This window comes from Lentzea sp. NPDC059081 (genome assembly GCF_042738015.1).
Classification (GTDB): Bacteria; Actinomycetota; Actinomycetes; order Mycobacteriales; family Pseudonocardiaceae; genus Lentzea.
This window is the reverse complement of record NZ_JBHYGW010000018.1, coordinates 55,996-82,038: the sequence shown is the minus strand read 5'-3', so window position 1 is coordinate 82,038 and position 26,043 is coordinate 55,996. Positions and strand designations below refer to the sequence as shown.

At 68.8% G+C, this 26,043-nt stretch carries 23 protein-coding genes, 2 tRNA genes and 1 riboswitch; of the genes, 21 read left to right on the top strand and 4 right to left on the bottom strand.

Annotated features, from left to right (window positions below; translation table 11 throughout):
• The first annotated feature begins 25 nt into the window (after window positions 1–25).
• From ACFWV3_RS31560 to ACFWV3_RS31545, 4 genes are all read left to right on the top strand, one after another.
• Window positions 26–289 (top strand): DUF397 domain-containing protein, encoded by a 264-nt coding sequence (locus ACFWV3_RS31560; RefSeq protein WP_382416573.1) that lies wholly within the window; start codon window positions 26–28, stop codon window positions 287–289.
• A gap of 709 nt (window positions 290–998) precedes the next feature.
• Window positions 999–2,588: a phosphoglycerate dehydrogenase gene (gene serA, locus ACFWV3_RS31555; protein WP_382416571.1), complete on the top strand. Its 1,590-nt coding sequence runs from the start codon at window positions 999–1,001 to the stop codon at window positions 2,586–2,588.
• 236 nt (window positions 2,589–2,824) lie between these two features.
• A complete protein-coding gene (locus tag ACFWV3_RS31550) occupies window positions 2,825–6,100 on the top strand; it encodes a S8 family serine peptidase (protein WP_382416569.1) in 3,276 nt (1,091 codons plus the stop codon).
• A gap of 274 nt (window positions 6,101–6,374) precedes the next feature.
• Window positions 6,375–7,412 (top strand): 3-isopropylmalate dehydrogenase, encoded by a 1,038-nt coding sequence (locus ACFWV3_RS31545; protein ID WP_355444223.1) that lies wholly within the window; start codon window positions 6,375–6,377, stop codon window positions 7,410–7,412.
• Between the two features lie 73 nt (window positions 7,413–7,485).
• Here ACFWV3_RS31545 and ACFWV3_RS31540 read toward each other — a convergent pair whose 3' ends face one another.
• The gene (locus ACFWV3_RS31540) at window positions 7,486–7,905 is read right to left on the bottom strand and encodes a YciI family protein (protein ID WP_382416566.1); all 420 of its coding nucleotides are present in this window, start codon (window positions 7,903–7,905) and stop codon (window positions 7,486–7,488) included.
• Between the two features lie 217 nt (window positions 7,906–8,122).
• Between ACFWV3_RS31540 and ACFWV3_RS31535 the strand changes: the two genes are divergently transcribed.
• The 4 genes from ACFWV3_RS31535 to ACFWV3_RS31520 are packed head-to-tail and all read left to right on the top strand — an operon-like array spanning window position 8,123 to window position 10,817.
• Window positions 8,123–8,503 carry an SseB family protein gene (locus ACFWV3_RS31535; protein ID WP_382416564.1) on the top strand — a complete coding sequence of 127 codons (381 nt, stop codon included), beginning with the start codon at window positions 8,123–8,125 and terminating at the stop codon, window positions 8,501–8,503.
• On the top strand, window positions 8,500–8,946 hold the full coding sequence (locus ACFWV3_RS31530) for a hypothetical protein (RefSeq protein ID WP_382416562.1): 447 nt from the start codon (window positions 8,500–8,502) through the stop codon (window positions 8,944–8,946). Before ACFWV3_RS31535 ends, ACFWV3_RS31530 begins: the two co-directional genes overlap by 4 nt.
• A complete protein-coding gene (locus ACFWV3_RS31525) occupies window positions 8,943–10,298 on the top strand; it encodes a putative T7SS-secreted protein (protein ID WP_382416560.1) in 1,356 nt (451 codons plus the stop codon). Before ACFWV3_RS31530 ends, ACFWV3_RS31525 begins: the two co-directional genes overlap by 4 nt.
• 15 nt (window positions 10,299–10,313) lie before the next feature.
• Complete coding sequence (locus ACFWV3_RS31520) at window positions 10,314–10,817, top strand: hypothetical protein (protein ID WP_382416558.1); 504 nt, start codon at window positions 10,314–10,316, stop codon at window positions 10,815–10,817.
• On the opposite strand, the gene ACFWV3_RS31515 is transcribed toward ACFWV3_RS31520, so the two are convergent.
• On the bottom strand, window positions 10,814–11,728 hold the full coding sequence (locus tag ACFWV3_RS31515) for a sigma-70 family RNA polymerase sigma factor (RefSeq protein WP_382416556.1): 915 nt from the start codon (window positions 11,726–11,728) through the stop codon (window positions 10,814–10,816). The two genes, ACFWV3_RS31520 and ACFWV3_RS31515, sit on opposite strands and share 4 nt — an antisense overlap.
• Window positions 11,729–11,766: 38 nt before the next feature.
• Between ACFWV3_RS31515 and ACFWV3_RS31510 the strand changes: the two genes are divergently transcribed.
• From ACFWV3_RS31510 to ACFWV3_RS31480, 7 genes are all read left to right on the top strand, one after another.
• On the top strand, window positions 11,767–12,318 hold the full coding sequence (locus ACFWV3_RS31510) for a dihydrofolate reductase family protein (RefSeq protein WP_382416554.1): 552 nt from the start codon (window positions 11,767–11,769) through the stop codon (window positions 12,316–12,318).
• Window positions 12,319–12,322: 4 nt separating this feature from the next.
• A riboswitch (cobalamin riboswitch) is annotated at window positions 12,323–12,444 on the top strand.
• A gap of 35 nt (window positions 12,445–12,479) precedes the next feature.
• Window positions 12,480–13,502 (top strand): FecCD family ABC transporter permease, encoded by a 1,023-nt coding sequence (locus tag ACFWV3_RS31505; RefSeq protein ID WP_382416552.1) that lies wholly within the window; start codon window positions 12,480–12,482, stop codon window positions 13,500–13,502.
• Window positions 13,502–14,242: an ABC transporter ATP-binding protein gene (locus ACFWV3_RS31500; RefSeq protein ID WP_382416550.1), complete on the top strand. Its 741-nt coding sequence runs from the start codon at window positions 13,502–13,504 to the stop codon at window positions 14,240–14,242. Before ACFWV3_RS31505 ends, ACFWV3_RS31500 begins: the two co-directional genes overlap by 1 nt.
• Complete coding sequence (locus tag ACFWV3_RS31495) at window positions 14,239–15,219, top strand: ABC transporter substrate-binding protein (RefSeq protein ID WP_382416548.1); 981 nt, start codon at window positions 14,239–14,241, stop codon at window positions 15,217–15,219. The genes ACFWV3_RS31500 and ACFWV3_RS31495 overlap by 4 nt, the downstream gene beginning before the upstream one ends.
• A 634-nt stretch (window positions 15,220–15,853) precedes the next feature.
• Entirely contained in the window at window positions 15,854–17,440 is a 1,587-nt protein-coding gene (cimA, locus tag ACFWV3_RS31490) for a citramalate synthase (protein ID WP_382416546.1), read from the top strand.
• 9 nt (window positions 17,441–17,449) lie between these two features.
• The gene (locus tag ACFWV3_RS31485) at window positions 17,450–18,208 is read left to right on the top strand and encodes a fumarylacetoacetate hydrolase family protein (protein WP_382416544.1); all 759 of its coding nucleotides are present in this window, start codon (window positions 17,450–17,452) and stop codon (window positions 18,206–18,208) included.
• A gap of 67 nt (window positions 18,209–18,275) precedes the next feature.
• Complete coding sequence (locus ACFWV3_RS31480; RefSeq protein ID WP_382416542.1) at window positions 18,276–18,935, top strand: LuxR C-terminal-related transcriptional regulator; 660 nt, start codon at window positions 18,276–18,278, stop codon at window positions 18,933–18,935.
• On the opposite strand, the gene ACFWV3_RS31475 is transcribed toward ACFWV3_RS31480, so the two are convergent.
• Window positions 18,925–20,181: an FAD-dependent oxidoreductase gene (locus tag ACFWV3_RS31475; protein ID WP_382416540.1), complete on the bottom strand. Its 1,257-nt coding sequence runs from the start codon at window positions 20,179–20,181 to the stop codon at window positions 18,925–18,927. The genes ACFWV3_RS31480 and ACFWV3_RS31475 overlap by 11 nt on opposite strands.
• Before the next feature lie 393 nt (window positions 20,182–20,574).
• Here ACFWV3_RS31475 and ACFWV3_RS31470 point away from each other — a divergent pair, with 393 nt between their 5' ends.
• From ACFWV3_RS31470 to ACFWV3_RS31460, 3 genes are all read left to right on the top strand, one after another.
• Entirely contained in the window at window positions 20,575–21,312 is a 738-nt protein-coding gene (locus ACFWV3_RS31470; RefSeq protein ID WP_382416538.1) for an HAD family hydrolase, read from the top strand.
• A gap of 150 nt (window positions 21,313–21,462) precedes the next feature.
• Window positions 21,463–21,534 (top strand) — tRNA-Gln (locus tag ACFWV3_RS31465).
• A 136-nt stretch (window positions 21,535–21,670) separates the two neighbouring features.
• Window positions 21,671–21,743, top strand: a tRNA-Glu gene (locus ACFWV3_RS31460).
• Window positions 21,744–22,094: 351 nt separating this feature from the next.
• Here the strand turns inward: ACFWV3_RS31460 and ACFWV3_RS31455 are convergent.
• Window positions 22,095–22,796, bottom strand: coding sequence for an IclR family transcriptional regulator (locus ACFWV3_RS31455; protein ID WP_177221282.1), 702 nt, complete (start codon window positions 22,794–22,796; stop codon window positions 22,095–22,097).
• 73 nt (window positions 22,797–22,869) lie between these two features.
• Here ACFWV3_RS31455 and leuC point away from each other — a divergent pair, with 73 nt between their 5' ends.
• The 3 genes from leuC (at window position 22,870) to ACFWV3_RS31440 (ending at window position 25,747) form a co-directional block, all read left to right on the top strand.
• On the top strand, window positions 22,870–24,276 hold the full coding sequence (leuC, locus tag ACFWV3_RS31450) for a 3-isopropylmalate dehydratase large subunit (RefSeq protein WP_382416535.1): 1,407 nt from the start codon (window positions 22,870–22,872) through the stop codon (window positions 24,274–24,276).
• Window positions 24,277–24,278: 2 nt separating this feature from the next.
• Complete coding sequence (gene leuD, locus ACFWV3_RS31445) at window positions 24,279–24,881, top strand: 3-isopropylmalate dehydratase small subunit (RefSeq protein WP_382416533.1); 603 nt, start codon at window positions 24,279–24,281, stop codon at window positions 24,879–24,881.
• Window positions 24,882–25,066: 185 nt separating this feature from the next.
• Complete coding sequence (locus ACFWV3_RS31440) at window positions 25,067–25,747, top strand: HU family DNA-binding protein (RefSeq protein WP_382416531.1); 681 nt, start codon at window positions 25,067–25,069, stop codon at window positions 25,745–25,747.
• Window positions 25,748–26,043 lie beyond the last annotated feature (296 nt).

Sequence of the window (26,043 nt, the reverse complement as noted above, 5' to 3'; positions counted from 1 at the left end):
TTTCCGCATCCGCTAACTTCTTCGCATGACCGAGAGCGCGCCGATCTACGACGACAAGGCGCACGTGCGCGGCAACCTGGACCTCCGCACCGCGGAGTGGAAGCGCCCGCCGGAGCCAGAACCGGAAGACGGCCACGTCGAGATCGCCTTCGTCGAGCACACCGACGGCGCCACGTACGTCGCGATGCGCAACTCCAAGCAGCTCGAACCCGTGCTCGTCTTCACGATGGCGGAGTGGGACGCTTTCGTGGCGGGCGCGAAGGACGGCGAGTTCGACGAGCCCTGGTAGCCAGCAGGGGCGCACCAGCGGCGATGCGAAGCGAGGCGAAACACCCCCGCACCGCCAACGGCGAAGCCGAGGCGCCCAAGCGATGCCGAAGGCGAGCCGTGCAGGCCCTTGCGCCGATGGGTAGCGGTGCACCCACTCGTGGTTAGGCGATTGGGGCTTGACTTTGGGTGCGAGGTGCTACCCCTTGATGGGATCGGCCGGTTGCGGAGCATCCGGCCTTTTCCGGCCGACAGAGCGCCTCGCAAGGGCCCCGAAGTCAAGCCCCAATCGCGATCGTCGCGGAGCGGCGATGAACCCCGCTGCTTCGTCCGAGGTGCACGACCACGCTGGAACAGGCACCTGACCGCATCGGCGACCACGCTGGAACTCGCCCGGCCCAAGCCCAGAACTCGCCCGGCCCAAGCCCCAAAACCCGGACCGAGCCCGAACCACTCCCCACTCCACCAAAACCCGACCACCCCGCGCCAAACTCGTCAACGTCCAAACGCAGGGCAACCCGCCGACCAGGGACCCAGGTAACCAGCGCAAACAACGTCCCATCCCACAAGACGCGCACAGTGACCTGAGCCACCCGCCGAGAACCAGCCGCAAGCCTCCTGACTATGCTCGTTAACAGTCCGGACACATTGCGGTGCTCCGGTCGGCGCGGGCCAGCCGCCCCCGACCACGCCCGCGCCCCACGATCCGACCCTTCCTGGGAGCGATGTCCGTGACCAACACGAGCCGACCCGTTGTTCTCATCGCCGAGAAGCTCGCACCGTCCGTTCTGGACGCTCTCGGCGAAGGCGTCGAAGTGCGCCACGTAGACGGAACCGACCGCGCCGCCCTCCTCGAGGCCGTCGCCGACGCGGACGCGCTGCTCGTCCGGTCCGCCACCCAGGTCAACGCCGAGGTGTTCGCCGCCACCCGCAAGCTCAAGGTCGTCGCCCGCGCGGGTGTCGGTCTCGACAACGTCGAGGTGCCTGCCGCCACGCAGAACGGCGTGATGGTCGTCAACGCGCCGACGTCCAACATCGTCAGCGCCGCCGAGCACGCCGTGGCGCTGCTGCTCAGCGTCGCGCGGCAGATCCCCGCCGCGCACGAGACGCTGCAGAACCACGAGTGGAAGCGCTCGAAGTTCAACGGCGTCGAGCTCAACGGCAAGACCGTCGGCGTCGTGGGCCTCGGCAAGATCGGCCAGCTGTTCGCGCAGCGCATCGCCGCGTTCGGCGTCGAGCTCATCGCCTACGACCCGTACGTGAGCGCCGCCCGCGCCGCCCAGCTCGGCATCGAGCTCGTCACCCTGGAAGAGCTGCTCGAAAAGGCGGACGCGATCAGCATCCACCTGCCGAAGACGCCAGAGACCAAGGGCCTCATCGGCGCGGAGCAGCTGGCCAAGGCCAAGCGCGGCGTCATCATCGTCAACGCCGCCCGCGGTGGTCTCATCGACGAGGAAGCCCTCGCCGAGGCCGTCAAGGAGGGCCAGGTCGGCGGTGCCGGCGTCGACGTGTTCTCCACCGAACCGACCACCGAGAGCCCGCTGTTCAACGTGCCGGGCATCGTCGTCACGCCGCACCTCGGCGCCTCCACCACCGAGGCCCAGGACCGCGCGGGCACGGACGTCGCGAAGAGCGTCGTCCTCGCGCTCGCCGGCGAGTTCGTGCCGGACGCCGTCAACGTCCAGGGCGGTGCGGTCGGCGAAGAGGTCCGCCCGTACCTGCCGCTGGTGCAGAAGCTCGGCACCGTCCTCAGTGCACTGTCGCCGAAGGCGCCGACCAGCGTCACGGTCGAGGTGCGCGGCGAACTGTCCACTGAGGACGTCGCGGTGCTGCCGCTGGCCGCGCTGCGCGGGGTGTTCTCCAAGGTCGTCGAGTCGCAGGTGACGTTCGTCAACGCGCCGCAGCTCGCCGCCGACCTCGGCGTCACCGTCGAGGTCGTCAAGGAGACCGAGAGCCCGAACCACCGCAGCCTCGTCACGGTCAAGGCCGTGCAGGCCGACGGCACGACGAACAGCGTGTCCGGCACCGTCAGCGGCATCGCGCAGGTCGAGAAGCTGGTCAACATCAACGGCCGCAACTTCGACCTCCGCGCCGAGGGCACCGTGCTGCTGCTCGAGTACCCGGACCGCCCCGGCGTCATGGGCACCGTCGGCACGCTGCTCGGCGAGGCCGGCGTGAACATCGAGGCCGCGCAGATCAGCCAGACCGGCAGCGACGCCGTGATGGTGCTGCGCGTGGACCGCCCGGTCGACACGCAGGTCCTCGACCCGATCGGTGCCGCCGTGGGCGCGCGCACCGTTCGCTCTGTCGACTTCGGATAGTCACGACAAACCGGGAAGGGGACGCAAAGTCCCCTTCCCGTGGCTATCGCCGTTCACAACGAACGCATAACAGGCAACTCCCTGTAGACAACATTCATACTTTCGGGGCAATCGCAAAGACACGATCAGCGATTAGCGTCCCCTCGAGGTCGACCCGTGCCATGGAGGGCTTGGCACTGATTCGGGTCGAAGGCACACACCTCGGTTGGGGCAACGTTGTGAAGAGACGATCGAGTTTGGTGGTGTTCTCTGCCATCACCACACTGCTGATCGCACCTGCCACGGCTCAGGCGCAGAGCGAACCGCTCGCGCAGCCGGTCAAGGGTGCACAGAAGCTGGACGCGAAAGCGTTGCAGCTCAAGGTTTCTCCCAGGCTCAACTCCAGCGGCACGGTCACCGCGTTCGTCGCGCTCGACCGCAAGCCCGCCGTCGACGCGTTCGACGAGAAGAAGAGCCAGGGCAAGGAAGTCGCGAAGCAGGCCGCCAAGCAGGCCAAGAACGACACCTCCGCCACCGCGGACCAGGTCGTCGGCCAGCTCAAGAGCGCGGACACGCAGACCAAGGAGCTGTACCGCACCTCCAACGGCGTCCCGGGCGTCGTCGTGAAGGCGGACGCCCAGAAGGTCCGCGACCTCGCGCAGCGCCAGGACGTCCTCGCGGTCTACCCGGTCGTCCCGAAGAAGCGCCAGAACTCCAACGCCGTGCAGCTGACGAGGACGCTCAACGTCTGGCAGCAGTACGGCAAGCTCGGTGACGACGTGCGCGTCGGCATCATCGACACCGGCGTCGACTACACGCACGCGAACTTCGGCGGTCCCGGCACCGTCGACGCGTTCCGCGCCGTGAACCCGCGCGCGAAGGACCCGAACTTCCCGACCGCGAAGGTCGTCGGCGGGTACGACTTCGTGGGCGAGGAGTACGACGGGGCCAGCGACGACCCGGCGCTCAACACGCCGAAGCCCGACCCCAACCCCATCGACTGCAACGGCCACGGCTCGCACGTCGCGGGCACCACGGCCGGCTTCGGCGAGAACGCCGACGGCAGCACGTTCAAGGGCGACTACACCAAGCTCGACGCCGACAAGCTCAACGCGATGAAGATCGGCCCCGGCACCGCGCCGAAGGCCCTGATCTACGCGCTGAAGGTCTTCGGCTGCGACGGCTCGACCAACGTCACCTCGCAGGCGCTCGACTGGTCGCTCGACCCGGACGGCGACGGCGACTTCTCCGATCACCTCGACGTGGTCAACCTGTCGCTCGGCTCCGACTACGGCGCACCGGACGACCCCGACAGCCTCTTCGTGAAGAAGCTGTACAAGGTCGGCGTCATGCCGGTCTTCTCCGCGGGCAACGGCGGCGACCTCTACGACATCGGCGGCTCGCCGGGCAACACGCCCGAGGCGCTGACCGTCGCGTCCGTGCGCGACTCGTACGTGCTGCGCGACGGCGCCGAGGTCAAGGGCCAGGGCCTCAAGCCGGGCCAGTACAGCCAGAGCTTCACCGGCTACCTGGGCTACAACAAGGAACTGCCGGTCGTGAAGCTCACGCAGGCCGGCAACCTCGACGGCTGCCAGGCCATCACCGACGCCGTCGCCGGCAAGTTCGTGTGGCTGGAGTGGGACGACAACGACGCGACGCGCCGCTGCGGTTCCGCCGTCCGCGCCAACAACGTCCAGGCCGCGGGCGGTCAGGGTGTGCTGCTGTCCTCCACGCTGGAGAACTTCGCGGCGGGCATCGCCGGCAACGCGGGCATCCCGATGTTCCAGTTCACCGGCTCGGCCACCGCGGCCGTCCGCCCGGCGCTGAACGCGGGCACGCTGGTCGTCCGCCTCGCGGGTGACCTGCGCACCTCGACGCCGACCTACGACCAGTCCATTTCGGACACGCCGAGCTCGTTCACGAGCCGCGGCACGCGCTCCGGCTCGATCAAGCCGGACGTCGCGGCGCCCGGTGACACGATCTCGTCGACGGCCGTCGGCTCCGGCAACGACCGCCTGGTCATCTCCGGCACCTCGATGGCGTCCCCGCACGTCGCCGGCATCGCCGCCCTGGTGCGCCAGACGCACCCGGACTGGACGCTGGAAGAGGTCAAGGCCGCGATCATGAACACCGCGGGCGCGGACGTGAAGGAGGACGGCAAGACCTTCGCGCCGAACCGCGTCGGCACCGGCCGCGTCGACGGCAAGGCCGCGATCGACAACCAGGTCCTCGCCTACGTCGAGGAGGACAACGGCTACGTCAGCGCGAACTTCGGCGTCGTCGAGGTCTCCAAGCCGGTCCAGAAGACCAAGACCATCAAGATCGTCAACAAGTCCACGAAGTCCGTGGAGTACAAGGTCGGCTACACCGCGGCCACGACGATCCCCGGCGTGAGCTACGTGCTCTCGCAGAACACCGTCAAGCTGAGCCCGCGCGGCATCGCCCGCGTCAAGGTGACGCTGAAGATCGACGACCCGAAGGCGCTGCGCAAGACGGTCGACCCGACCGTCGTCCCGACGCAGCTCGACGTGCCGCGCCAGTTCCTCGCGGACGCCTCCGGTCGCGTGACCCTCACGCCGACCGCCGGTGCCACGGTGCCGCTGCGCCTGTCGGTCTACTCGGCGCCGAAGCCCGTCGCGGACATCAAGACCGTCGACAGCCTCAAGTTCCGGGGCAACGACAAGCAGGCGATCCTCAACCTGACGGGCAAGGGCCTCGACCAGGGCACCGGCTCGCAGGCGTACCGCTCGCTGGTCAGCGTCCTCGAGTTGCAGGCCCAGTCGCCGAAGCTGCGCGACTGCAAGCGCAACGTCACCGAGAACTGCGCGCTCAACGAGACCGCCAAGGGCGGCGACCTGCGCTACGTCGGCGCGGCCTCCACGGCCCCGCTCGCCAAGGCCCAGGGCAAGCCCGAGGAGGCGCTGCTCGCGTTCGGTGTCGCCACGTGGGGCAACTGGTACAACCTCGGCATGAACACCGTCCCGTTCGTCGACATCGACACCAACGGTGACGGCACGGCGGACTTCGAGACGTACGCGACCCGTCTGACCGACACCGACCTCCTGGTCGCGACGACCGTCAACCTCGCCACGGGCGAGACGGTCGACATCCAGGGCGTCAACGGCCTGTTCGGCGACGTCGACGCGAACGTGCAGGACACCAACGTCGTCGTCCTGCCGGTGCTGCTCTCGGCACTCGGCATCGACCCGGCGAAGAGCACCTCGCGCCTCTCGTACACCGTCGGCACCGCCGGCTACTACGCGGCGCCGGGCAACGCGAACAAGCTGATCGACGTCATCGACCGCCCGCTGTCCTTCGACCCGCTCAAGCCGGGTCTGTGGGCGCAGGGCGGCGGCGACGCGGCGCTGTCGTACCTCGCGAAGCCGGGCACGGCGCTCGTGGTGAACAAGGACGAGGCCGCGCTGAAGGCGGACAAGTCCGAGGGCCTGCTGGTCCTCAACCACCACAACGCCAACGGTGAACGCGCGTCGGTCGTCACGGTGAAGTCGAGCGGCCGCGGCGGCGCTCACTAGTCCGATGTCTGAGGGGGAGGCCCGGTTCTCACCGAGAACCGGGCCTCTTCCCGTGTCACGGGCTGGAACTGCCGCCCGTCACCCCTTGACGCGACACCCTTCCTGCGGTCGAGTGACACTCGAAAGTGGGAATGGGCCGTGTGGGTGTCCCGCAGTACGGGAGAGAACACCCCGAAGGGGTGTCCGGCATGCGGCGAGTGGCCGCGATGCCGGTAGCCTTTCGCGGAGGAAAGTAGTCCCACCAATTGGGGACGGACACCTGGGAGGTGTGTGGATGCGGCTCGCAGTGATCCCAGGAGACGGGATCGGGCCCGAGGTCATCGCTGAGGCCCTGAAGGTCCTCGGCGAGGTCGTTCCGGCGGCCGAGATCACCCGTTACGACCTCGGCGCGGCGCGCTGGCACGCCACGGGAGAGTTGTTGCCCGAGTCGGTGCTCGGTGAGCTCCGCCAGCACGACGCGATCCTGCTCGGCGCGGTGGGCGACCCGTCGGTGCCGAGCGGAATCCTGGAGCGGGGGCTGCTGCTGCGCCTGCGCTTCGAGCTCGACCACCACGTGAACCTCCGCCCCGCTCGTCTGTACCCCGGCGTCCGCAGCCCGCTCGCGGACCCGCCGGAGATCGACATGGTGGTGGTCCGCGAGGGCACCGAGGGCCCGTACGCGGGCAACGGCGGTCTGTTGCGCAAGGACACCCCGCACGAGATCGCCACCGAGGTCTCGCTGAACACCTCGTTCGGCGTCGAGCGGGTGGTCCGCGACGCGTTCGCGCGCGCGTCGGCCCGCCAGCGCCGGCACCTGACGCTGGTGCACAAGACGAACGTCCTCACGCACGCCGGCTCGTTGTGGTCGCGCGTCGTGGAGGAGGTCTCGCTGCAGCACCCGGACGTGACCGTGGCGTACCAGCACGTCGACGCGGCCACGATCCACCTGGTCACCGACCCCGGCCGGTACGACGTGATCGTGACGGACAACCTGTTCGGCGACATCCTGACCGACCTCGCCGCCGCCGTCACGGGTGGCATCGGCCTGGCCGCGTCCGGAAACCTGGACGTCACCCGCCGCAACCCGTCGATGTTCGAGCCGGTGCACGGCTCGGCGCCCGACATCGCGGGCCAGGGCATCGCGGACCCGACGGCCGCCGTGCTGTCGGTGGCGCTGCTGCTCGACCACCTCGGCGAGCACGAGGCGTCGCGCCGGATCGAGGCCTCCGTGGCGTTCGACCTGGCGACCCGCGACCACCAGTCGCCGGGCGCGACCTACGCGATCGGCGACCGGCTCGCCGCTCTCGTGTCGTCGAACGTGCGCACGGGCTGATCCACCGCGTTTTGAAGCCCCGGCCGGAACATCCGGCCGGGGCTTCGGCGTCTTCCGGACGCGCGGGGTCGGGTCAGAGCTGGCCGTTGGCCACCCGCCACGCGCGCTCCTTCTGGATCCACTCGTTGTCCTGCGGGAACTCGTCGATCGTCGGCACCCGGCGGATCTCGGTCTTGAAGCCGGGCCCCGTCAGCGGCATGCGCTTCGCCCACTCGACCGCCTCCTCCCTGGAGGACACGTTGAGCAGGTAGAAGCCGTTGAACAGCTCCTTGGTCTCGCCGTACGGGCCGTCCGTGACGACCGGCGGCTCGGCGGAGTAGTCGACGACGACGCCCTCGGACGGGTCGGACAGGCCCTCGGCGGCGAGCAGCACGCCGGCGCGGATCAGCTCCTCGTTGAAGGCGCCGACGGTCTCCAGCATCTTGTCGAAGTCGATCTCGCCCATGCTCGCGAAGCCCTCGTCGGTGGCGCGCATGATCAGCATGTACTTCACGGTGTGTCTCCCTGCGTCTCGTTGGGGCCGTGCGACCCCCTCAGCATCCACAGGTCGAACGGGTCCAGCGCCGGATCGACACGGCCGCAGAAATCTTTTCCAAGATCTTTTGCGCGTGACTCCCGCCTCAGTCACCGGTTCTCACCCGATACGGACGGTGATCAATCGGTAACGTACGGCTCCGCCGATCTGGGGGGATTGGTGGAACAGGAGAGACATGCACGACGAGAACCAGGCCGTCGCCCACGCGAGGCGCTACCGCGACGGTGAGGGGGACCCGGCGGCCTTCGTCAGGGCGTTCCGCGCGAGCACGGTGTACCTGCGGCGGGTGGACCCGCTGTCGTTGCCGGTGGTCACGTTCGAAGGACTCGACTGGCTGGCCGCCTTCTCCAGCCCCGGCCTGCTGGCACAGCACGTGGAGGCGCGCGGCGAACCGGCCGCCGACCACCTGGCCGTCACGGGTGCGCGGCTGCTCGACCACTACCTGCCGGCGTTGCCGCGGCGCACCGGCGTCGTCTTCGACACCGGCACCGCGCACATGATGACCCTGCCGCCGGTGCGCGGCATCGTCGCCGACGCGCTGGCGGTGGACGCGTGACCGGGTTCGGCGTCGACCTCGGCGCGATGAACCGGTCGATCAAGGGCATCAACGACACGGTGGCGCTGCTCAAGGAGTTCGCGCCCGACGGCGGCCACCTGATGGCCGGCACGACCAGCCTCGGGTTCCTCTGCCCCGACGAGGACGAGTGCGGGGACGACGTGCTCGCCGACGCGCTGGAGGAGTTCTTCGACCGCTGGAAGTGGGGCGTGCGCCATCTCGTCAAGGAGGGCGCGGCGATGGTCGAGGCGCTGACGGACACCCGCAGCGTCTACGAGGAGGCCGAGGACAAGCTCAAGCAGGGTTTCCAGCTGCTGATCGGCGACCCGAACTCCACGGCCGACCCGACGAGGAAGTCGTGGGAGGACCTGCTGCGGGAACCGGCTGCCTTCTCGTCGCCGGGGCGGCAGGCCTCGTTCAAGCCGGCCGGTGATCGTCCATGAGCCTGTTCGGACGCGGTGAGCTCGGCGACACCCGTGACCCCGTGGAGCTCGTGCCGGGCGACGTCATGACGCTCGACGAGACCACGACCGGCCTGCGCAAGCTCTCGAACGCCTGCCAGGAGGCGAGCTCGGGGCTGTCCACACTGGACGTGGGGCACTGGACGGGCGAGGCGGCGGAGAGGTTCCAGCGGTACTTCTCCCAGGAGATGCCGAAGTGGCGGGACGCGGCCGAGGCGTTCGGGCCCGTCGTCGAGGCGCTGACGACCTACCGCGGCGCGGTCGAGCGCGCACAACGCGCGGCCGTCGAAGCGATCCGGCTGCACGACGAGGCCGAGGCGGAGACGAAGGCGGCCGAGGACGAACGTGACGCTGCGGAGTCCCAGCACCGCAAGGCTTCCGCCGCTGCCGAAGCGGGTGGCCCGGTGCCGGTGCCGCTCGCGCCGTTCGTCGATCCCGGCAAGGCCAAGCGCGAGGCGGCGCGGCGGATGCTCGCCGACGCGCGCAGGACGCTGAAGGCCGCGGCGGCCGAGACCGCGGCGATCGTCACGAAGGCGAAGGACAGGGCGCCGGAGGAACCGGGGTTCCTGTCGAAGTTCGCCGCCTCGATCGAGGACAGCTTCGAGCAGACCGTCACTCAGGTGTCGTCGTTCCACTCCGGCATGGCCGAGTCGGGCCTGAACCTGCTCGAGATGGTCAGGGCCGGCAACCCGCTCGACCCGTACAACGTCGCCCACCCCGGCGAGTACGCGGAGCACCTGGTGAAGCAGGCGTCCGGCATGGTGCACCTGGCCACGCATCCGGCCGAGGCCGTGCGAGGGCTCCTGAACTTCGAGGAGTGGAAGAAGGACCCGTTCTCGGCACTCGGCAGGCTCACCGGTGACGCGGCCATCGCCGTCGCGACGGACGGTGCGGGTCTGGTCGGCGCGGCCGAGAAAGCGGTGCTGCGCGAAGCGACCGAACAGGCTGCCACGCAGGTCGCGAAGCACGTCGACGACGGACTGCCGCCGTGGCACCGTCCCGGCTACGAGCCGCCGGCGCACACGCAGGACTACCACCCGCACCACGGCGACGAACCGTTCGGTCCACAGAAGACGGACGAGCCCGCGCCGCACGACCGCGAGCCCGACCCTCCTGCGGAGGAACCGAGGCACGAGCCGGACGAGCAGCCCCGCGTCCGGGAGCCGGAGCACCTGCCGGAACCCGACAAGAGCCAGTACTTCCAGCTCCAGCGGTCCGTCGCGGAGATGCAGGACTCGTTGCCGCAGCTCTCGCTCGCCGAGCGCACCGCGACCGAACAGCGCATGGCCCAGCAGCGGCAGATGATGCGCGACATCCTGGACAAGCACGCCTAGAGGAGCGTCGAGACAGTGCAGACCCAGTCGGAAGAGATGCCGGAGTGGACGCGCGGTGGTGAGTTCCCCCCGGTGTCGCGCCAGGTTCCGCTGTACGGCGAGGATCCCGCGTCGGGCAGGGAACAGGTGTGGGTCGGACGCGTCGTCTGGCAGGCGCGGACGATGCAGGAGATCACGATGGCGCTCTACGGCCCGTTCGGCCGCAGGACGTCCACCGGTGACTCCGTCTTCAACGCCCTGTGGAAGATCCGCAACGAGCTGGAGGACCTGGAGCAGTTCGCGCCGCCGCTGTGGAAGGTGCTCGTGAAGGGCGCCCGGCGGGACGTGTGGCACGTCGGGCACCAGGTGTCGATCTTCCCCGGCGACCGCGCGGAGGTCCTCGTGCCCGGCGAGAAGGTGACGGAGACCGTCGACGTGCTCGCGGTGCTGGAGCCGCACGACACCCCGAAGTGGGGGCTGGTCGAGCAGCAGATGGCGAACTGCGCGGCGTACTTCGACCGGTTCGCGCCGGGTTCCTAGAGCGTCGCGGGCAGGTCGAACGCCGCGAACACCGCCGGGTCCTGGAAGACGAAGGTGTGGGCGATCAGCCCGTCCACGACGGAGAACACCTGCAGCGTGTGCAACCGGCCGTCGCCCGTGTAGGCGGCGACGGCCGGTTGTCCGTTGGCGGCGGTCGGAGTCATGCGCCAGCCGACGCCGCGCCGTGCGAACACGTGGCGGATGAACGCCGCGTAGTCGTCGCGCCCGAGGAACCACAACGGGACCGGCGGCATCTCCAGGACCGCGTCCTCGGTGAGCAACGCGACGAGCGCCTCGACGTCGGCGGCTTCGAAGGCCCGCACGTAGGCCTCGACCGTGCGGGCGGCGGCGGGATCACCGGCGGGCGCGACTCCGGCCAAGCCCGCCCGCGCCCGTTGCAGGGCGCTGGTGACCGACGCGACGGTGGTGCCGAGCTGCACCGCCACCTCGGCGGCGCTGAACTCCAGCACCTCGCGCAGCACCCAGACGGCGCGCTGGCGGGCGGGCAACGTCTGCATCGCCGCGACCAGCGCGAGCCGCAGGCTGTCCCGCCGCACCGCCAGCTCCGCGGGATCGGCCGACTCGTCGGGGAACGGCTGGAGCCACGGCACCTCGAAGGCGGGCACGAGCGCGGCCTCCGGATCGGTGCCCGGCGCGCCCAGCCCGGACGGCAGCGGCCGGCGCGCCTTGCCCTCCAGCGCCGTCAGGCAGACGTTCGTCGCGATGCGGTACAGCCACGTGCGGACCGAGGCCTTGCGCTCGTCGTAGCGCTCGCGGGCGTTCCACGCGCGGAGCAGCGTGTCCTGCACCAGGTCCTCGGCCTCGTGGACCGATCCGAGCATGCGGTAGCAGTACGCCAGCAGCTCGCGGCGGTGCTGCTCCAGACGCGTCTCGAAACCGGTGCTCGTCATCGCGATGAGTATCACCGCCGTCGCCGGTACGTACTGGCATGAGCGATCTGATTGTCACCGAGTTCGTCACACTGGACGACGTCGTCGAGGACCCCGACGGACGGGCCGGCACCCCCGGCGGAGGCTGGGCGTTCCGGCACGGGGAGAAGGCGGTGGCGGGCGACAAGTTCGACCTCGGCCCGCTGTTCGAGACCGGCGTCATGCTCTTCGGGCGCACGACCTGGGAGCACTTCTCGAAGCTGTGGCCCAGCCGCACCGGCCCGTTCGCCGACCGGATGAACGCCATCCCCAAGGTTGTCGTGTCCAAGTCCCTGACCAGCGCGGACGCGTGGCAGAACTCATCCGTGACGGACGATCTCGTGTCGACCGTGCGCGCGCTGAAGGCACGTCAGGACATCGTCGTCGTGGGCAGCATCAGCGTTGTGCGCGCGTTGGCCGAACACGGTCTCGTCGACGAGTACCGGCTGATGGTGTTCCCGACGGTCCTGGGTGCCGGCGAGCGGCTTTTCACCGTTCCGGGAGAGCTGCGTCTCACGTCCGTGGAGCAGAAGGGGAGTGGTGCGCTCATGCGGTACCGGACGGACACGTGATCGTGTCGGGTTAGAGTGCAGATGTCGCGTGTGGGGGAAGTCCGGTCGAAGTCCGGCGCTGACCCGCAACGGTAGGCCCCTCCCCGGGGGCAAGCCCGAATACCCGCACACGGCATGCACAGCTACTCCGACTCCTGCCGTGGACTGCGGGAAGGGACCCAGTGATCTCCAAGATCAGCGCGCTCGTCGGCGTGCTCGTCGTCAGCATCGTGGCGGGCGTGGCGCTCGGTCCCGTCTCCGTGCCGTTCGACGTCACCCTCGACCTGCTGTGGGCCGCGCTCACCGGCGGCACGATCCCCGCCGACCTCGCCGGCCAGTACCACATCGTCTGGGACATCCGGCTGCCCCGCGTGCTGCTGGCCGCGGTCGTGGGCGCCGGTCTCAGCGTGGTCGGCGTGGCGATCCAGGCCATGGTCCGCAACGCCCTCGCGGACCCGTACGTGCTCGGCATCTCGTCGGGCGCGAGCGTGGGGGCGACGGCCGTGGCGACGCTCGGGGTGTTGCAGGGCCTCGGTGTCTACGCGCTGTCCACGGGCGCGTTCCTGACGGGTCTCGGCGCCACGGCGCTGGTCTACCTCACCGCGCGCACGAGCCGAGGGCTCACACCGCTGCGGCTGGTGCTGACCGGAACCGCGCTGGCGTACGGGTTCTCCGCGGTGGCGATGCTGCTCGTGTTCCAGGCGCCGCACGGCGAGGCGGCCCGCAGCGCCATGTTCTGGCTGCTGGGCAGTCTCGGCGGGGCGAACTGGCAGTCGTTGCCGATCGCTTTGACCGTGACGGTCCTCGGGATCGTGTACCTGATGACCAAGGCGCGGCAGCTCAACGCGCTGGCGATGGGGGACGAGACCGCGACCACGCTCGGCGTCGCGGTCACCCGGTTCCGCACGCACCTGTTCATCGTCACCGCGGGCATCACCGGCGTGCTGGTCGCGGTGAGCGGTGCCGTCGGGTTCGTCGGACTGATGCTGCCGCACCTCACGCGGATGGTCGTCGGTGCGGACCACCGGCGCGTGCTGCCCCTCGCCCCGCTGGCCGGGGCGTCGTTCCTCGTCTGGGTCGACGTCGCCGCCCGCATGCTGGCCGCGCCGGAAGAGCTGCCGCTCGGCGTCATCACCGCCGCGATCGGCGTGCCGTGCTTCATCTTCCTCATGCGTCGCAGGACCTACGTCTTCGGAGGCCGCTGATGCGCGTCGACGTCCAGCAGCTCACCGTCGACGGCATCATCGAGGACATCACGCTGTCCGCCGACGACGAGGTGGTCGGCATCGTCGGCCCGAACGGCAGCGGCAAGTCCACGACCCTGCGCTGCGTCTACCGCGCCCTGAAGCCGGACGCGGGCGCCGTGCTGATCGACGGCCGCAACGTCCACAAGCGACACGACCTGGCCCGCGAGCTGTCCGCGCTGACCCAGGAGTCGCAGGTCGAGTTCGACTTCACGGTCGCCGAGGTCGTGGAGATGGGCCGCCTGCCGCACGACCGCTCCCCGGCTCACGACCGAGAGGTGGTCGAGGCCGCACTGGCCACAGTGGACGTCTCCCACCTCGCCTCCCGCAGCTTCCTCAGCCTCTCCGGCGGCGAACGCCAGCGCGTCCTCATCGCGCGGGCCATCGCCCAGGAGCCCCGCGTGCTGGTCCTCGACGAGCCGACCAACCACCTCGACATCCGCCACCAGCTGGACGTGCTGTCCCTGACCCGCGGCCTAGGCGTCACCGTGCTGACCGTCCTGCACGACCTGAACCTGGCCGCGTCCTACTGCGACCGCCTGCACGTGCTGGACGAGGGACGACTGGTCGCCTCCGGCACGCCTTCCGAGGTCCTCGTGCCGGAGCTGATCGCCAAGGTTTTCCACGTCACCGCGCACGTCGTCGCGCACCCCACCACAGGAGTTCCCCAGCTCCTGTTCGACCAGGAGGTCACCCCTTGAGAACCGCCCTCGCTCTGGCGTCCCTGCTCCTCGTCACGGGATGCGGTGCGACGGTCGCGCAGGACACCTCCGAGTCCGACCCCGTGACCGTCACGAACTGCGGCCAGCAGGTCACGTTCGACCGGGTGCCGTCCAAAGTGGTCACCAACGACACCGGCATCACCGAGCTGATGTTCGCGCTGGGCCTGAAGGACCGCATGGCAGGGTACGTCGTCGACAGCGGCAACACCGTCGACCTCCAGACCTCACCCTGGAAGGCGGACTTCGAGGGGTCCCGACACCTCGCCGACAAGATCTCCAAGGAGGTCGTGCAGGGAGCCGGCGCGGACCTCGTGTTCGCCGGGTGGAACTACGGGTTCAGCGAGAGCACCGGGTTCACGCCGGACGCGTTGAAGCAGCTCGGGATCGGCACCTACCAACTGACCGAGGCGTGCCGGAACGGCGTGGGGAAGCAGCGCGGGATCATGCCCGCTCTGGATGCGTTGTACACGGATCTGCGGAACCTGGGCACGATCTTCCGGGTGTCGGATCGGGCCGAGGAACTGGTGCGGTCCTACCAGCGGCGCGTCGAGGAGGCTGGTGCGCTGATGGCCGGCAAGCCTCGGCCGAAGGTGTTCCTCTACGACAGCGGGCAGGACCAGCCGTTCACGTCCGGTCGCAACGCGGCGCCGCAGGACGTCATCGGGAAGGCCGGTGGGGAGAACGTCTTCGGGGACCTCAACGACAGCTGGACCACGGTGAACTGGGAGGCCGTGGTGGAGCGGTCGCCTGATGTGGTGCTGATCGTGGATTACGCGGACGGGGAGGCGAACACTCCGGCGCAGAAGCAGGCGTTCTTGGAGGGGTTCGCGCCGTTGGCGAACTCGCCGGCGGTGAAGGGGAAGAGGTTCTTCTCGTTGCCGTATGCGGCGTTGGTGGAGGGGCCTCGGAATCCTGCTTCTGTGGAGGCGTTTGCTCGGTTCCTCGCCGGGGTTTGATCGTCTTTGGGGTTTCAGCGTGGTCGCCAATGCGGTCAGGTGGCCGTTCCAGCGTGGTCGGCAGTGCGGTCAGGTGCCTGTTCCAGCGTGGTCGTGCACCTCGGACGAAGCAGCGGGGTACATCGCCGCTCCGCGACGATTGCGATTGGGGCTTGACTTCGGGGCCCTTGCGAGGCGCTGGTTCGGCCGGAAAAGGCCGGATGCTTCGCAACCGGCCGATCCACTAGTGGTAGCACCTCGCACCCAAAGTCAAGCCCCAATCGCCACACCACGAGTGGGTTCACCGCTACCCATCGGCGTCAGGTCCGCACGGCTCGCCTTCGGCATCGCTTGGGGCCTTGGCTTCGCCGTTGGCAGTGCGGGGGTTGCTTCGCCTCGCCTACGGCATCGGCCATGGCTTGCCGTTGGCGTGCGTGCCTGGCCAGGCGTGCGCCGTGACCAGATAGTGGGAGATTCGGTCCCGGCCCTTGGTGGGCGGCGGAGGCTGTGGCAGCATCCCCGGCATGGCTCAGAACCTCGCCATCATTATCGACGAGCGCGTCGGGTAGTTGCCGCCCCTGGCACCCGACGCGCAGACCTCTCGCATCCCGCGGGGGGTCTTTTTGTTTGTCCGGATTTGAGGAGATGACCCCCGATGGCCGGCCCCACCGACGAGTTCCACGTCTACGACACGACGTTGCGTGATGGCGCACAACGTGAGGGCATTTCGTACTCCGTCACGGACAAGCTCGCTGTCGCGCGGCTGTTGGACGGGCTCGGCGTCGGGTTCATCGAGGGCGGCTGGCCCGGCGCGTTGCCCAAGGACACGGAGTTCTTCGCGCGGGCGGCGGCGGGGGATCTGGAGCTGAAGAACGCCCAGCTGGTCGCGTTCGGGGCGACGCGCAAGGCCGGGGTCAAGGTCGAGGAAGACCTGCAGGTCAAGGCGTTGCTCGACTCCCAGGCGCCGGTGGTCACGCTGGTGGCCAAGTCGGACCTGCGGCACATCGAGCGGGCGCTGCGGACTGACCTCGACGAGAACCTCAGGATGGTGCGCGACACCGTCCGGTACCTCAAGGACCATGGAAGGCGCGTCTTCCTCGACGCCGAGCACTTCTTCGACGGGTTCGCCTTCTCGCCGGACACCAGCCTCCGCGTGCTGGAGTCCGCTGTGGAGGGTGGGGCCGACGTCGTCGTGCTGTGCGACACCAACGGCGGGCAGCTGCCGCTCGGGCTTGCCGAGACGGTGGCCGAGGTCGTCGAGAAGACCGGTTTTCGCGTGGGGATCCATTGCCAGGACGACACGTCCTGCGCGGTGGCGAACACGATCGCGGCCGTTCAGGCGGGCGCGACGCACGTGCAGTGCACTGCCAACGGGTATGGCGAGCGAGCAGGTAATGCGGACCTGTTCGCCGTCGTGGGAAACCTCGTGACCAAGCTCGGCATGGAGGTGCTCCCGACCGGGGCACTGGCCGAGCTCACCCGTGTCTCCCATGCGTTGGCCGAGATCGCGAACATCGCACCCGACACCCACCAGGCTTATGTCGGGTCGTCAGCATTCGCCCACAAGGCGGGTCTGCACGCGAGCGCGATCAAGGTGGATCCGGAGCTCTACAACCACATCGTTCCGGACACCGTCGGCAACGACATGCGGGTGCTGGTCACCGAGATGGCCGGTCGGGCGAGCATCGAGCTCAAGGGACGTGAGTTCGGTCTCGACCTGACCGGCCGGTCAGAGGAGGTGGGGAGCGCTCTCAAGCGGGTCAAGGACCTGGAGGCCAAGGGCTGGTCGTTCGAGGCCGCCGACGCCTCCATGGAGCTGCTGCTGCGCCGCGAACTGTCCCAGCTGGACACCGCGCCGTTCTCGCTGGAGTCGTACCGGGTCGTGCTGGACCACCGGTCCGACGGCGAGATCGTGTCCGAGGCCACGGTCAAGGTGCACGTGGCGGGGGAGCGGGTCATCGCCACCGCCGAGGGCAACGGGCCCGTGCACGCGCTGGACGCGGCCCTGCGCAAGGCGTTGCTGCCGCACCTGTCCTGGTTGGACGCCGTGGAGCTGGCCGACTACAAGGTGCGCATCCTCACCGAGCACCCCGGAACCGACGCGGTGACGCGCGTTCTGGTCGAGTCGACCGACGGTGAACGCGAGTGGACCACCGTGGGCGTGCACGGCAACATCGTCGAGGCGAGCTGGCTGGCGCTGTGTGACGCGCTCGTCCACAAGGCCATGCGGGCGTCCGTCTAAGGTTGACGTGTGCGTATTGCCAGGATTGCCCACCCGCAGGGCGTTGCCTTCGTCGAGGTCCAGGGCGACGAAGCCGCGGAGATCGCCGAACACCCCTTCGGCACGCCCACGTTCACCGGACGCAAGTGGCCGCTCGCCGATGTGAGGCTGCTCGCACCCATCCTGCCGACCAAGATCATCGGCGTGGGCCGGAACTATGCGGACCACGCCGCCGAGCTCGGCAACGAGGTGCCCGCGGAGCCGTTGATCTTCTTCAAGCCCAACACCTCGGTGGTCGGGCCGAACGTGGAGATCAAGCTCCCGGCGGTCTCGGAACGCGTGGACTTCGAGGGCGAGCTGGCCGTCATCATCGGCCAGCCGTGCCGCGACGTGCCGGCGGCCAGGGCGAAGAGCGTGATCATGGGCTACACGATCGCCAACGACGTCACGGCGCGGGACCTGCAGAAGAAGGACGTGCAGTTCACCCGCGCCAAGGGTTTTGACACGTTTTGCCCGATGGGTCCGTTCATCGAGACGGAGTTCGACCCGTCCGACGTGCGGATCGTCACCGAGGTCGACGGCGACGTCAAACAAGACGGACGTACTTCCTTGATGGTGCACGACATTCCGTCGCTCATCGAGTACGTGTCCTCGATCATGACCCTGCTCCCCGGCGACGTGATCCTCACCGGGACGCCGGCGGGTGTCGGGCCGCTGACGGCCGGACAGACGGTCTCCGTGACGGTGGACGGCCTCGGAACGCTCACCAATCCGGTGGCAAATAGGTAGCCGTACGGAGCAATCCGGCGTCCGGCAGGTTACGCACTCCGGTACCCGCTAGTAACTTCCCGGTGTCATGACGGACCTGGCGTCCACCCGTGTGTTGCTCGTCGACGGCTCGCAGCTCATCACCGAGGGGCTGCGGATCTCGCTGCACCGCACGCACTGCTTCCGCGTTGTGGGAATCGCCCACACCGTGGCCGACGCTGCGCGCTGTCTGCGCAGCACACTGGTGGACCTCGTCGTCACGGACTTCGACGTGCCCGGTGGCGGACCGTTGCGGACCGTGCGCGACACGGCGCAGTTCAGACCGAGTGCCCGCGTCGTCGTGCTGTCCAATGCGGACAGTCCGAGCTGGGCCCGCGCCGCTCTCGACGCCGGCGCGGTGGCCTACCTGCTGAAGACCTCGCCCGTGGCCGAGCTGCTGCCCACGATCGCGGCCGCGGTGCGCGGTGCTCCCGCCACGATCGACGCGCGGGTGGGGTCGCTGGCGCGCTTACCGGCGCGGATGCCCCCGCCCGCCTCGCTCGGCCAGCTGTCGGCACGGGAGTTCGACGTGCTGGCCGAGATGGCGAAGGGCATGGACAACGCCAGGATCGCCCAGCGGCTCTTCATCAGCAACGACACCGTGAAGACGCACGTGAAGGCGATCCTGCGCAAGCTGGGCGCACGGGACCGCGCCCACGCCGTGGCGATGGTGCTCGGCGAGTCGGCCGAGGCGTTCGTCACGACCTGACGATGGTCTGCGGGGCCCTGCGCGCGAAGTCCGGCGCGTGCTCGGGACGTGGCCCGATCGCGACCATGTACGCCGGGATCGCCTGCAGCCACGGGAAGCGCCGCACGAGCCTCAGCGGAGCGGGGACACCGCTCGACGAGACGGTCGCGTCGCCGTCCACCACGCGCTTGAGGAACAGGTTCTGCACCACCCGCTGCATCGTCTGGATCACCACGGTCGGGAACCAGCGGCGGCGGCGCACCTTCGCGAGCGCGGAGCCGCTGAGCGTGCCTTCCCGCAACGGCTTCGCGAGCAGCCTGGCCGCGGCGACCGCGTCCTGGACCGCGAGGTTGATGCCCACGCCGCCGATCGGCGACATCGCGTGCGCCGCGTCACCGATGCACAGCAGACCGTCCACGTGCCAGCGCTTCAACCGGTCCAGCTTCACGTCGAGCAGCTTCGCGTCGTCGACGCTCTTGATGTGATCGACCCGGTCGGCGAGCCATGGCACCAAAGTGACCACGCGCTCGCGGAACTTCTCGACACCCTCGGCGCGCAGTTGCTCGTCGGTTCCCTTGCGGATCAGGAAAGCGCACTGGAAGTACTCCCCGCGTGGAATCAGCACCAGGGCGCTGCCCGCGCTGAACCGGCCGGCGCCACCCCTGACCGCGTCGCTCTCCTTGCGCGGCAGGCGGAACCACCACACGTCCATGGGCGCGCCGAACCGGTACACGGGCAGGTCCACGGCGTCGCGCAGGATCGAGCTCCTGCCGTCCGCCGCCACCACGAGGTCCGCGGCGATCTCACCGGTGTGACCGTCGGCGCGGTCGCGGTAGGCGACGCCCGTGACCCTGTTGCCCTGCCTGGTGATCCCGGTGACCTCGGTGTTCATCCGCAGGGTGAACTTCGGCTCCAGCCTGCCCGCGTCCGCCAGCAGGTCCAGGAAGTCCCACTGCGGCACCATCGCGATGTGCTTGTGAGCGCCGGGAAGGCGGCTCAGGTCGGCGATCGCGGCCTTCTCGCCGCCCTCCAGCAGCGCCTCGATCTTGTCGACCTTCTGGTGCGGCACCTGCTCGAACGCGGGCCCCAGCCCCAGTTCGTCCATCAGCGTGAGCGTCGACGCGTGCACCGTGTCGCCGCGGAAGTCGCGCAGGAAGTCGCCGTGCTTCTCCAGTACCGCGACCTCGACACCACCGCGGGCCAGCAGCAGCCCCAGCACCATCCCCGCCGGTCCGCCACCGACGACGACGCAGGTTGTCCTCTCCATCTCGATCCCCTCTTTTCAACCGCTGTTGAATAAACTCAGCATGCTCTTGATCGCCTTGTCCGTCAAGCAGAGTGTCGAGTGGTGCGGCTCTCGTGCCGGGACCGGGACGCGGCATGATCCACAGTGGACAGTCTGGGAAACCAGGCCTCGAAAAGGTTGCGGTTGATGCACAATGGTGTTTCGCGAGCTAGGGTGTCGCGCTCGCGGAACCGCCGTCTCATGTGGAGGGCGTTGTGTCGCCGAACAACACTCGACCGGGTGATTGCATTCGGCGGCTGGCGGAGCGCGACTGGTTCGTTCGGGGTCTCAAGGTCCGCTTGATCGTGCAAGCGGCTGGAGGAATCACCTCGTTAGCCGAATCGGACGAGGCCCCATCGCACCTAACCTTCCGGGGTGACAACTGCGTCCCCGACTTTCACGCGTAAGAGAACCGGCGAGATCCGCGCTGTGTGCCTGGACGTCGACGACACACTTGTCGACTACAGCACCTCTTCGCGCGCCGCGTTGGCCTCGATGGTCGGTAACGCCGACGCCTGGTCGTTGTGGCAGCGGATCACCGACGACCACGTCTCCCGCCAGCTCGCCGGTGAACTGCCGTACGAGTCGATGCGCAACATCCGCACGCAGGCCTTCTTCTCCGCGCTGGGCGAGGAGCTCACGCTGGAGGAGGCCACCCGCCGCGAGCTCGGCCGCCAGGAGCACCTCGCCTCGGGCTGGTGCCTGTTCCCCGACGCGATCCCGACCCTCGACTGGCTGCGCGCCACGGGTCTCCCGATCGCCGCGATCAGCAACGCGTCCGGTCGCCACCAGCGCGTGAAGATCGCCCAGCTCGGCCTCTCCGAGTACTTCGACGCGGTCCTGATCGCCGGCGAGGTCGGCTGCGCCAAGCCCGACCGCGTGATCTTCCACACGGCCTGCCTCGCCCTCGGTGTCCCGCCGGGTGACACCGTGCACGTGGGAGACCGCCTGCACGCCGACGCGATCGGTGCGCGCGACGCCGGGATGCACGGCGTCTGGATCAACCGGACGGGTCCGACCGGAGGCACGCTGCCCGCGGGACTGTCCTCGATCGCGTCGCTGGCGGAACTGCCGGAGCTCCTCGTCTGCGAGCTGTCCGCCGCCACCGCGTGAGATAGGCCCCGAGACCGGCCCCCACCTGCGTGTTTGCCTGCAGGTGGGGGCCGATTTCACTTCTGGCGGGGGCGTGGTCTAGTATTTCTCACGGCAGCAACGAGGGGCTCGGAACTCCGCGAGGAGAACCAAGTCGATCGTGAAAGCCAATGGGGTATGGTGTAATTGGCAGCACGACTGATTCTGGTTCAGTTAGTCTAGGTTCGAGTCCTGGTACCCCAGCTGCAACGGAAGATCCGCCCTCGGGTAGGCTTTCGGAGCGAAGCAGGAACTGCGGTAAAGCAAAAAACAAACTGAATAGCCGGATTTGGACCGGACAGAGCGATCTGATAAGGTTCACGCCAGCAAGAAGTTCTAGGGCCCCGTCGTCTAGCGGCCTAGGACGCCGCCCTCTCAAGGCGGTAGCGAGGGTTCGAATCCCTTCGGGGCTACAGAGGTGGGAGAGGCCTGTCAGCGGAAAGCGCTGACAGGCCTCTTTCGCTTTGTTCTCTGGGGGCCGAGCCCCCAGACCCCCAGCCGGCGGGGCTTCGTCCCCCGGACCCCCCGTAGGTTTCCCATCGGGGAAAGGGTGGGGCTTCGCTTCGCTTGCCATTTCGGGCTCGCTTCGCTTCGCATCGTCATTGGTGGGACTTCGCTTCGCTCGTCCGAGTCTCATTCTGGTGCGTGACTGCGGTCACCCGTCGAGCGTTGTCATTGTTGGTTGTGGTGGCTATTTCTGGTCTGTCATGGCGACGGCCGCCCTCCCTTGGGGAGAGCGGCCGTTGTGTGTTGTGTTCGGGGGGCTAGAGGCGGCTTTGCAGGGCCTCGGCGGCTGCCAGTAGGTCTGCTGCCCAGCGGGCTCCTGGGCGGCGGCCCATTCGGTCGATGGGGCCGCTTACGGAGACTGCGGCCACTACGGCGCCGGAAGAGTCTCTTACCGGGGCGCTGACGCTTGCTACGCCTGGTTCTCGTTCTGCTACCGACTGGGCCCAGCCTCGGCGTCTTACTTCCAGGAGGGTTCGTTCGCCGTAGACGGCGTCGGCCAGCACTGCCCTTTGGGTGCCGGGGTCTGACCAGGCGGCGAGGACCTTGGCGCCCGAGCCCGCCGTCATCGGCAGTCTCGCGCCGATGGGGACCGTGTCCCGCAGGCCCGAAGGGGGTTCTGCCGACGAGATGCAGACTCGCTGCATGCCGTCGCGGCGGTAGAGCTGGACGCTCTCGCCGGTGATGTCGCGCAGGCGCGGTAGTACCGAGGAGGCCGCGTCGAGAAGCGGGTCCGTTGCGCCGCCCGCCAGTTCCGCGAGAGCGGCGCCGGGGCGCCAGCGGCCGTCAGAGCCCCGGCGCAGGAGGCGGTGCACCTCCAGGCCCACGGCCAGGCGGTGTGCGGTTGCTCGCGGCAGGCCGGTGCGATTGCACAACTCGGCCAGGCCACATGGATCTTTTGCCACGGCGTTCAACACGGCCACTGCCTTGTCCAGCACGCCGATCCCGCTATGCTGTCCCACAAGCCGATACTAACTTCCCAAGCAGTGAGAAGTCCAGATCTGTCGGCACGTCCATCATGTGGGAGATGTCGCGATGAGCCGCACGCTCGCGGAGAAGGTGTGGGAGGCACACGTTGTGCGCCACGGAAGTGGTGCGGAGCCGGACCTGCTTTACATCGACCTCCATCTGCTGCACGAAGTCACCAGCCCCCAGGCGTTCGACGGGCTGCGCCTTGCGAACCGCAAGCTGCGCAGGCCCGACCTGACGATCGCCACCGAGGACCACAACGTCCCGACCGTCGACATCGACAAGCCGATCGCGGACCCCGTGTCGCGCCTGCAGGTCGAGACGCTTCGCCGCAACTGCGCGGAGTTCGGCGTGCGGCTGCACCCGATGGGTGACCTGGAGCAGGGCATCGTCCACGTGGTGGGCCCGCAGCTCGGCCTCACGCAGCCCGGCATGACCGTGGTGTGCGGCGACAGCCACACGTCCACGCACGGCGCGTTCGGCGCGCTGGCGTTCGGCATCGGCACGTCCGAGGTCGAGCACGTGATGGCGACGCAGACGTTGCCGTTGCGCCCGTTCAAGACGATGGCGATCAACGTCGACGGCGCGCTGCGGCCCGGCGTGACGGCGAAGGACATCATCCTCGCGGTCATCGCGAAGATCGGCACCGGCGGCGGGCAGGGCTACGTCCTCGAGTACCGCGGCGCGGCGATCGAGAACCTGTCGATGGAAGCGCGCATGACGGTCTGCAACATGTCGATCGAGGCGGGCGCCCGCGCCGGCATGATCGCACCGGACGACGTGACTTTCGACTACATCAAGGGCCGCGCGCACGCACCGTCCGGCGCGGACTGGGACGCGGCCGTCGCCTACTGGAAGACGCTGCGCACGGACGACGGCGCGACCTTCGACGCCGAGGTACACATCGACGCGGACGAGCTCACTCCGTTCGTCACGTGGGGCACGAACCCCGGCCAGGGCTTGCCTCTGGGCGCGAGCATCCCCGACCCCGAGCAGATCGGGGACGAGAACGAGCGCGTGGCCGCGCAGAAGGCGCTGACGTACATGGGCCTCGAGCCCGGCACGCCCCTGCGCGACATCCGCGTGGACACGGTGTTCCTCGGCTCCTGCACGAACGGGCGCATCGAGGACCTGCGGGCCGCCGCGGACGTCATCAAGGGGAAGCACGTCGCTTCAGGAGTACGGATGCTGGTCGTCCCCGGTTCGATGCGGGTGCGCAGGCAGGCCGAGGAAGAGGGCCTGGACAAGGTCTTCCTCGACGCGGGCGCCGAGTGGCGGCAGGCAGGCTGCTCGATGTGCCTCGGCATGAACCCGGACCAGCTGGCACCCGGCGAGCGCAGCGCCTCGACGTCGAACAGGAACTTCGAGGGCAGGCAGGGCAAGGGCGGCAGGACGCACCTGGTCTCCCCGCTCGTCGCCGCCGCCACGGCCGTGCGCGGTACCCTCTCCGCCCCCGCAGACCTGGAGAACTGACCATGGATGCCTTCACCACCCACACGGGCGTCGGCGTGCCGCTGCGCAGGTCCAACGTGGACACCGACCAGATCATCCCCGCCGTCTACCTCAAGCGCGTGACCCGCAGCGGGTTCGAGGACGGGCTCTTCGCCGCCTGGCGCGGTGACGAGCACTTCATCCTCAACCAGGAGCCCTTCCGGGCCGGCACGGTCCTCGTGGCGGGCCCCGACTTCGGCACCGGGTCCTCTCGGGAACACGCCGTCTGGGCGTTGATGGACTACGGCTTCCGGGTCGTCGTCTCCTCGCGTTTCGCCGACATCTTCCGGGGGAACGCCGGCAAGCAGGGCCTCGTGGCGGCGCAGTGCAGCCAGTCCGATGTCGAGCTGCTGTGGAAGTTGCTGGAGTCGGAGCCCGGAACTCCGGTCGCCGTCGACCTCACCGACAAGACCGTTCGCGCCAAGGACTTGGTAGCGCCCTTCGAGATCGACGACTACACCCGCTGGCGCCTTCTCGAAGGCCTCGACGACATCGCTTTGACACTGCGCCACGAGGCCGAGATCAGCGATTTCGAGGGCAATCGCCAGACTTGGCTGCCCACAACGGATCCGCTTCCAGCGGTCTGAGAGGAGGCCGGATTCTCCCCTTGAGAGGGGCGAATCCGGCGCCCTGAGTCCCTCGAAGGGGCGCAATTAGCCACGCCACAACGAAAATTTTGGCGTGGCGATTGGTATTTCTCGCGATTTGGGCCTACCGTTGCGTTCTAGTCGGCCCGACGCTAGGGCCGTGAGCGTCCTGGGAGGGACTGAAGGTGAACAAGGCCCAGCTCATCGAGGCGCTCGCCGAGCGCCTGGGAGACAAGAAGACCGCCGGTGCTGCAGTTGACGGGCTCGTCGATGTGATCGTGCGCTCCGTCAACAAGGGCGAGAAGGTCAACATCACGGGCTTCGGCGTCTTCGAGAAGCGCGCCCGTGCGGCTCGCACGGCTCGCAACCCGCGCACCGGTGAGACCGTGAAGGTCAAGAAGACCAACGTGCCCGCGTTCCGCCCCGGCTCGACGTTCAAGGACGTCATCAGCGGTGCGAAGAAGCTGCCGAAGGTCGTGGCCGCCAAGGCTGCTGCCAAGCCGGCCGCCGCTGCCGCCGCGAAGCCCGCGGCCGCGACGAAGGCGCCCGCCACCAAGGCGGCCACCACGCGCGCGACCACCACGCGCACCCGCACGGCCGCGGCCGCCACCAAGGCGCCCACGACCCGTCGCACCACCACGGCCGCCGCGAAGCCCGCTGCTGCTGCCAAGGCGCCCGCGAAGGCGACCGCCACGAAGACCGCCGCTGCCAAGACGACGGCTGCCGCCAAGACCACGGCTGCCAAGGCTCCCGCGGCTCGCAAGACCACTGCCGCCGCCAAGACGACGGCTGCGGCGAAGCCCGCTGCGAAGACCACGGCCGCCAAGGCGCCCGCGGCTCGCAAGACGGCTGCCAAGAAGAAGTGAGACGGGCCTCCTGAGAGGGAGGCTGCGTCACTTCAGCACAACATGCGAAGGCCCCGGTGTGCGCACACCGGGGCCTTGCTGTGTTTATTTGGCTGTAGGGCTGGCTGCTTGTCTTGGCTGCTGTGTTTATTGGCCGCCGCTTCGCGACGGCGGCGAGTTCGCCTCTTGTCGGCCGTCCGGCCGCCGCTTCGGGCCGAATCGCTGTGTTGGTTGGCCGCTGCTTCGCAGACGGCGGCTCGTTCGCCTCTTGTCGGTCGTCCGGCTGCCGCTTCGGGCCGAATCGCCTTCGGCGGTTG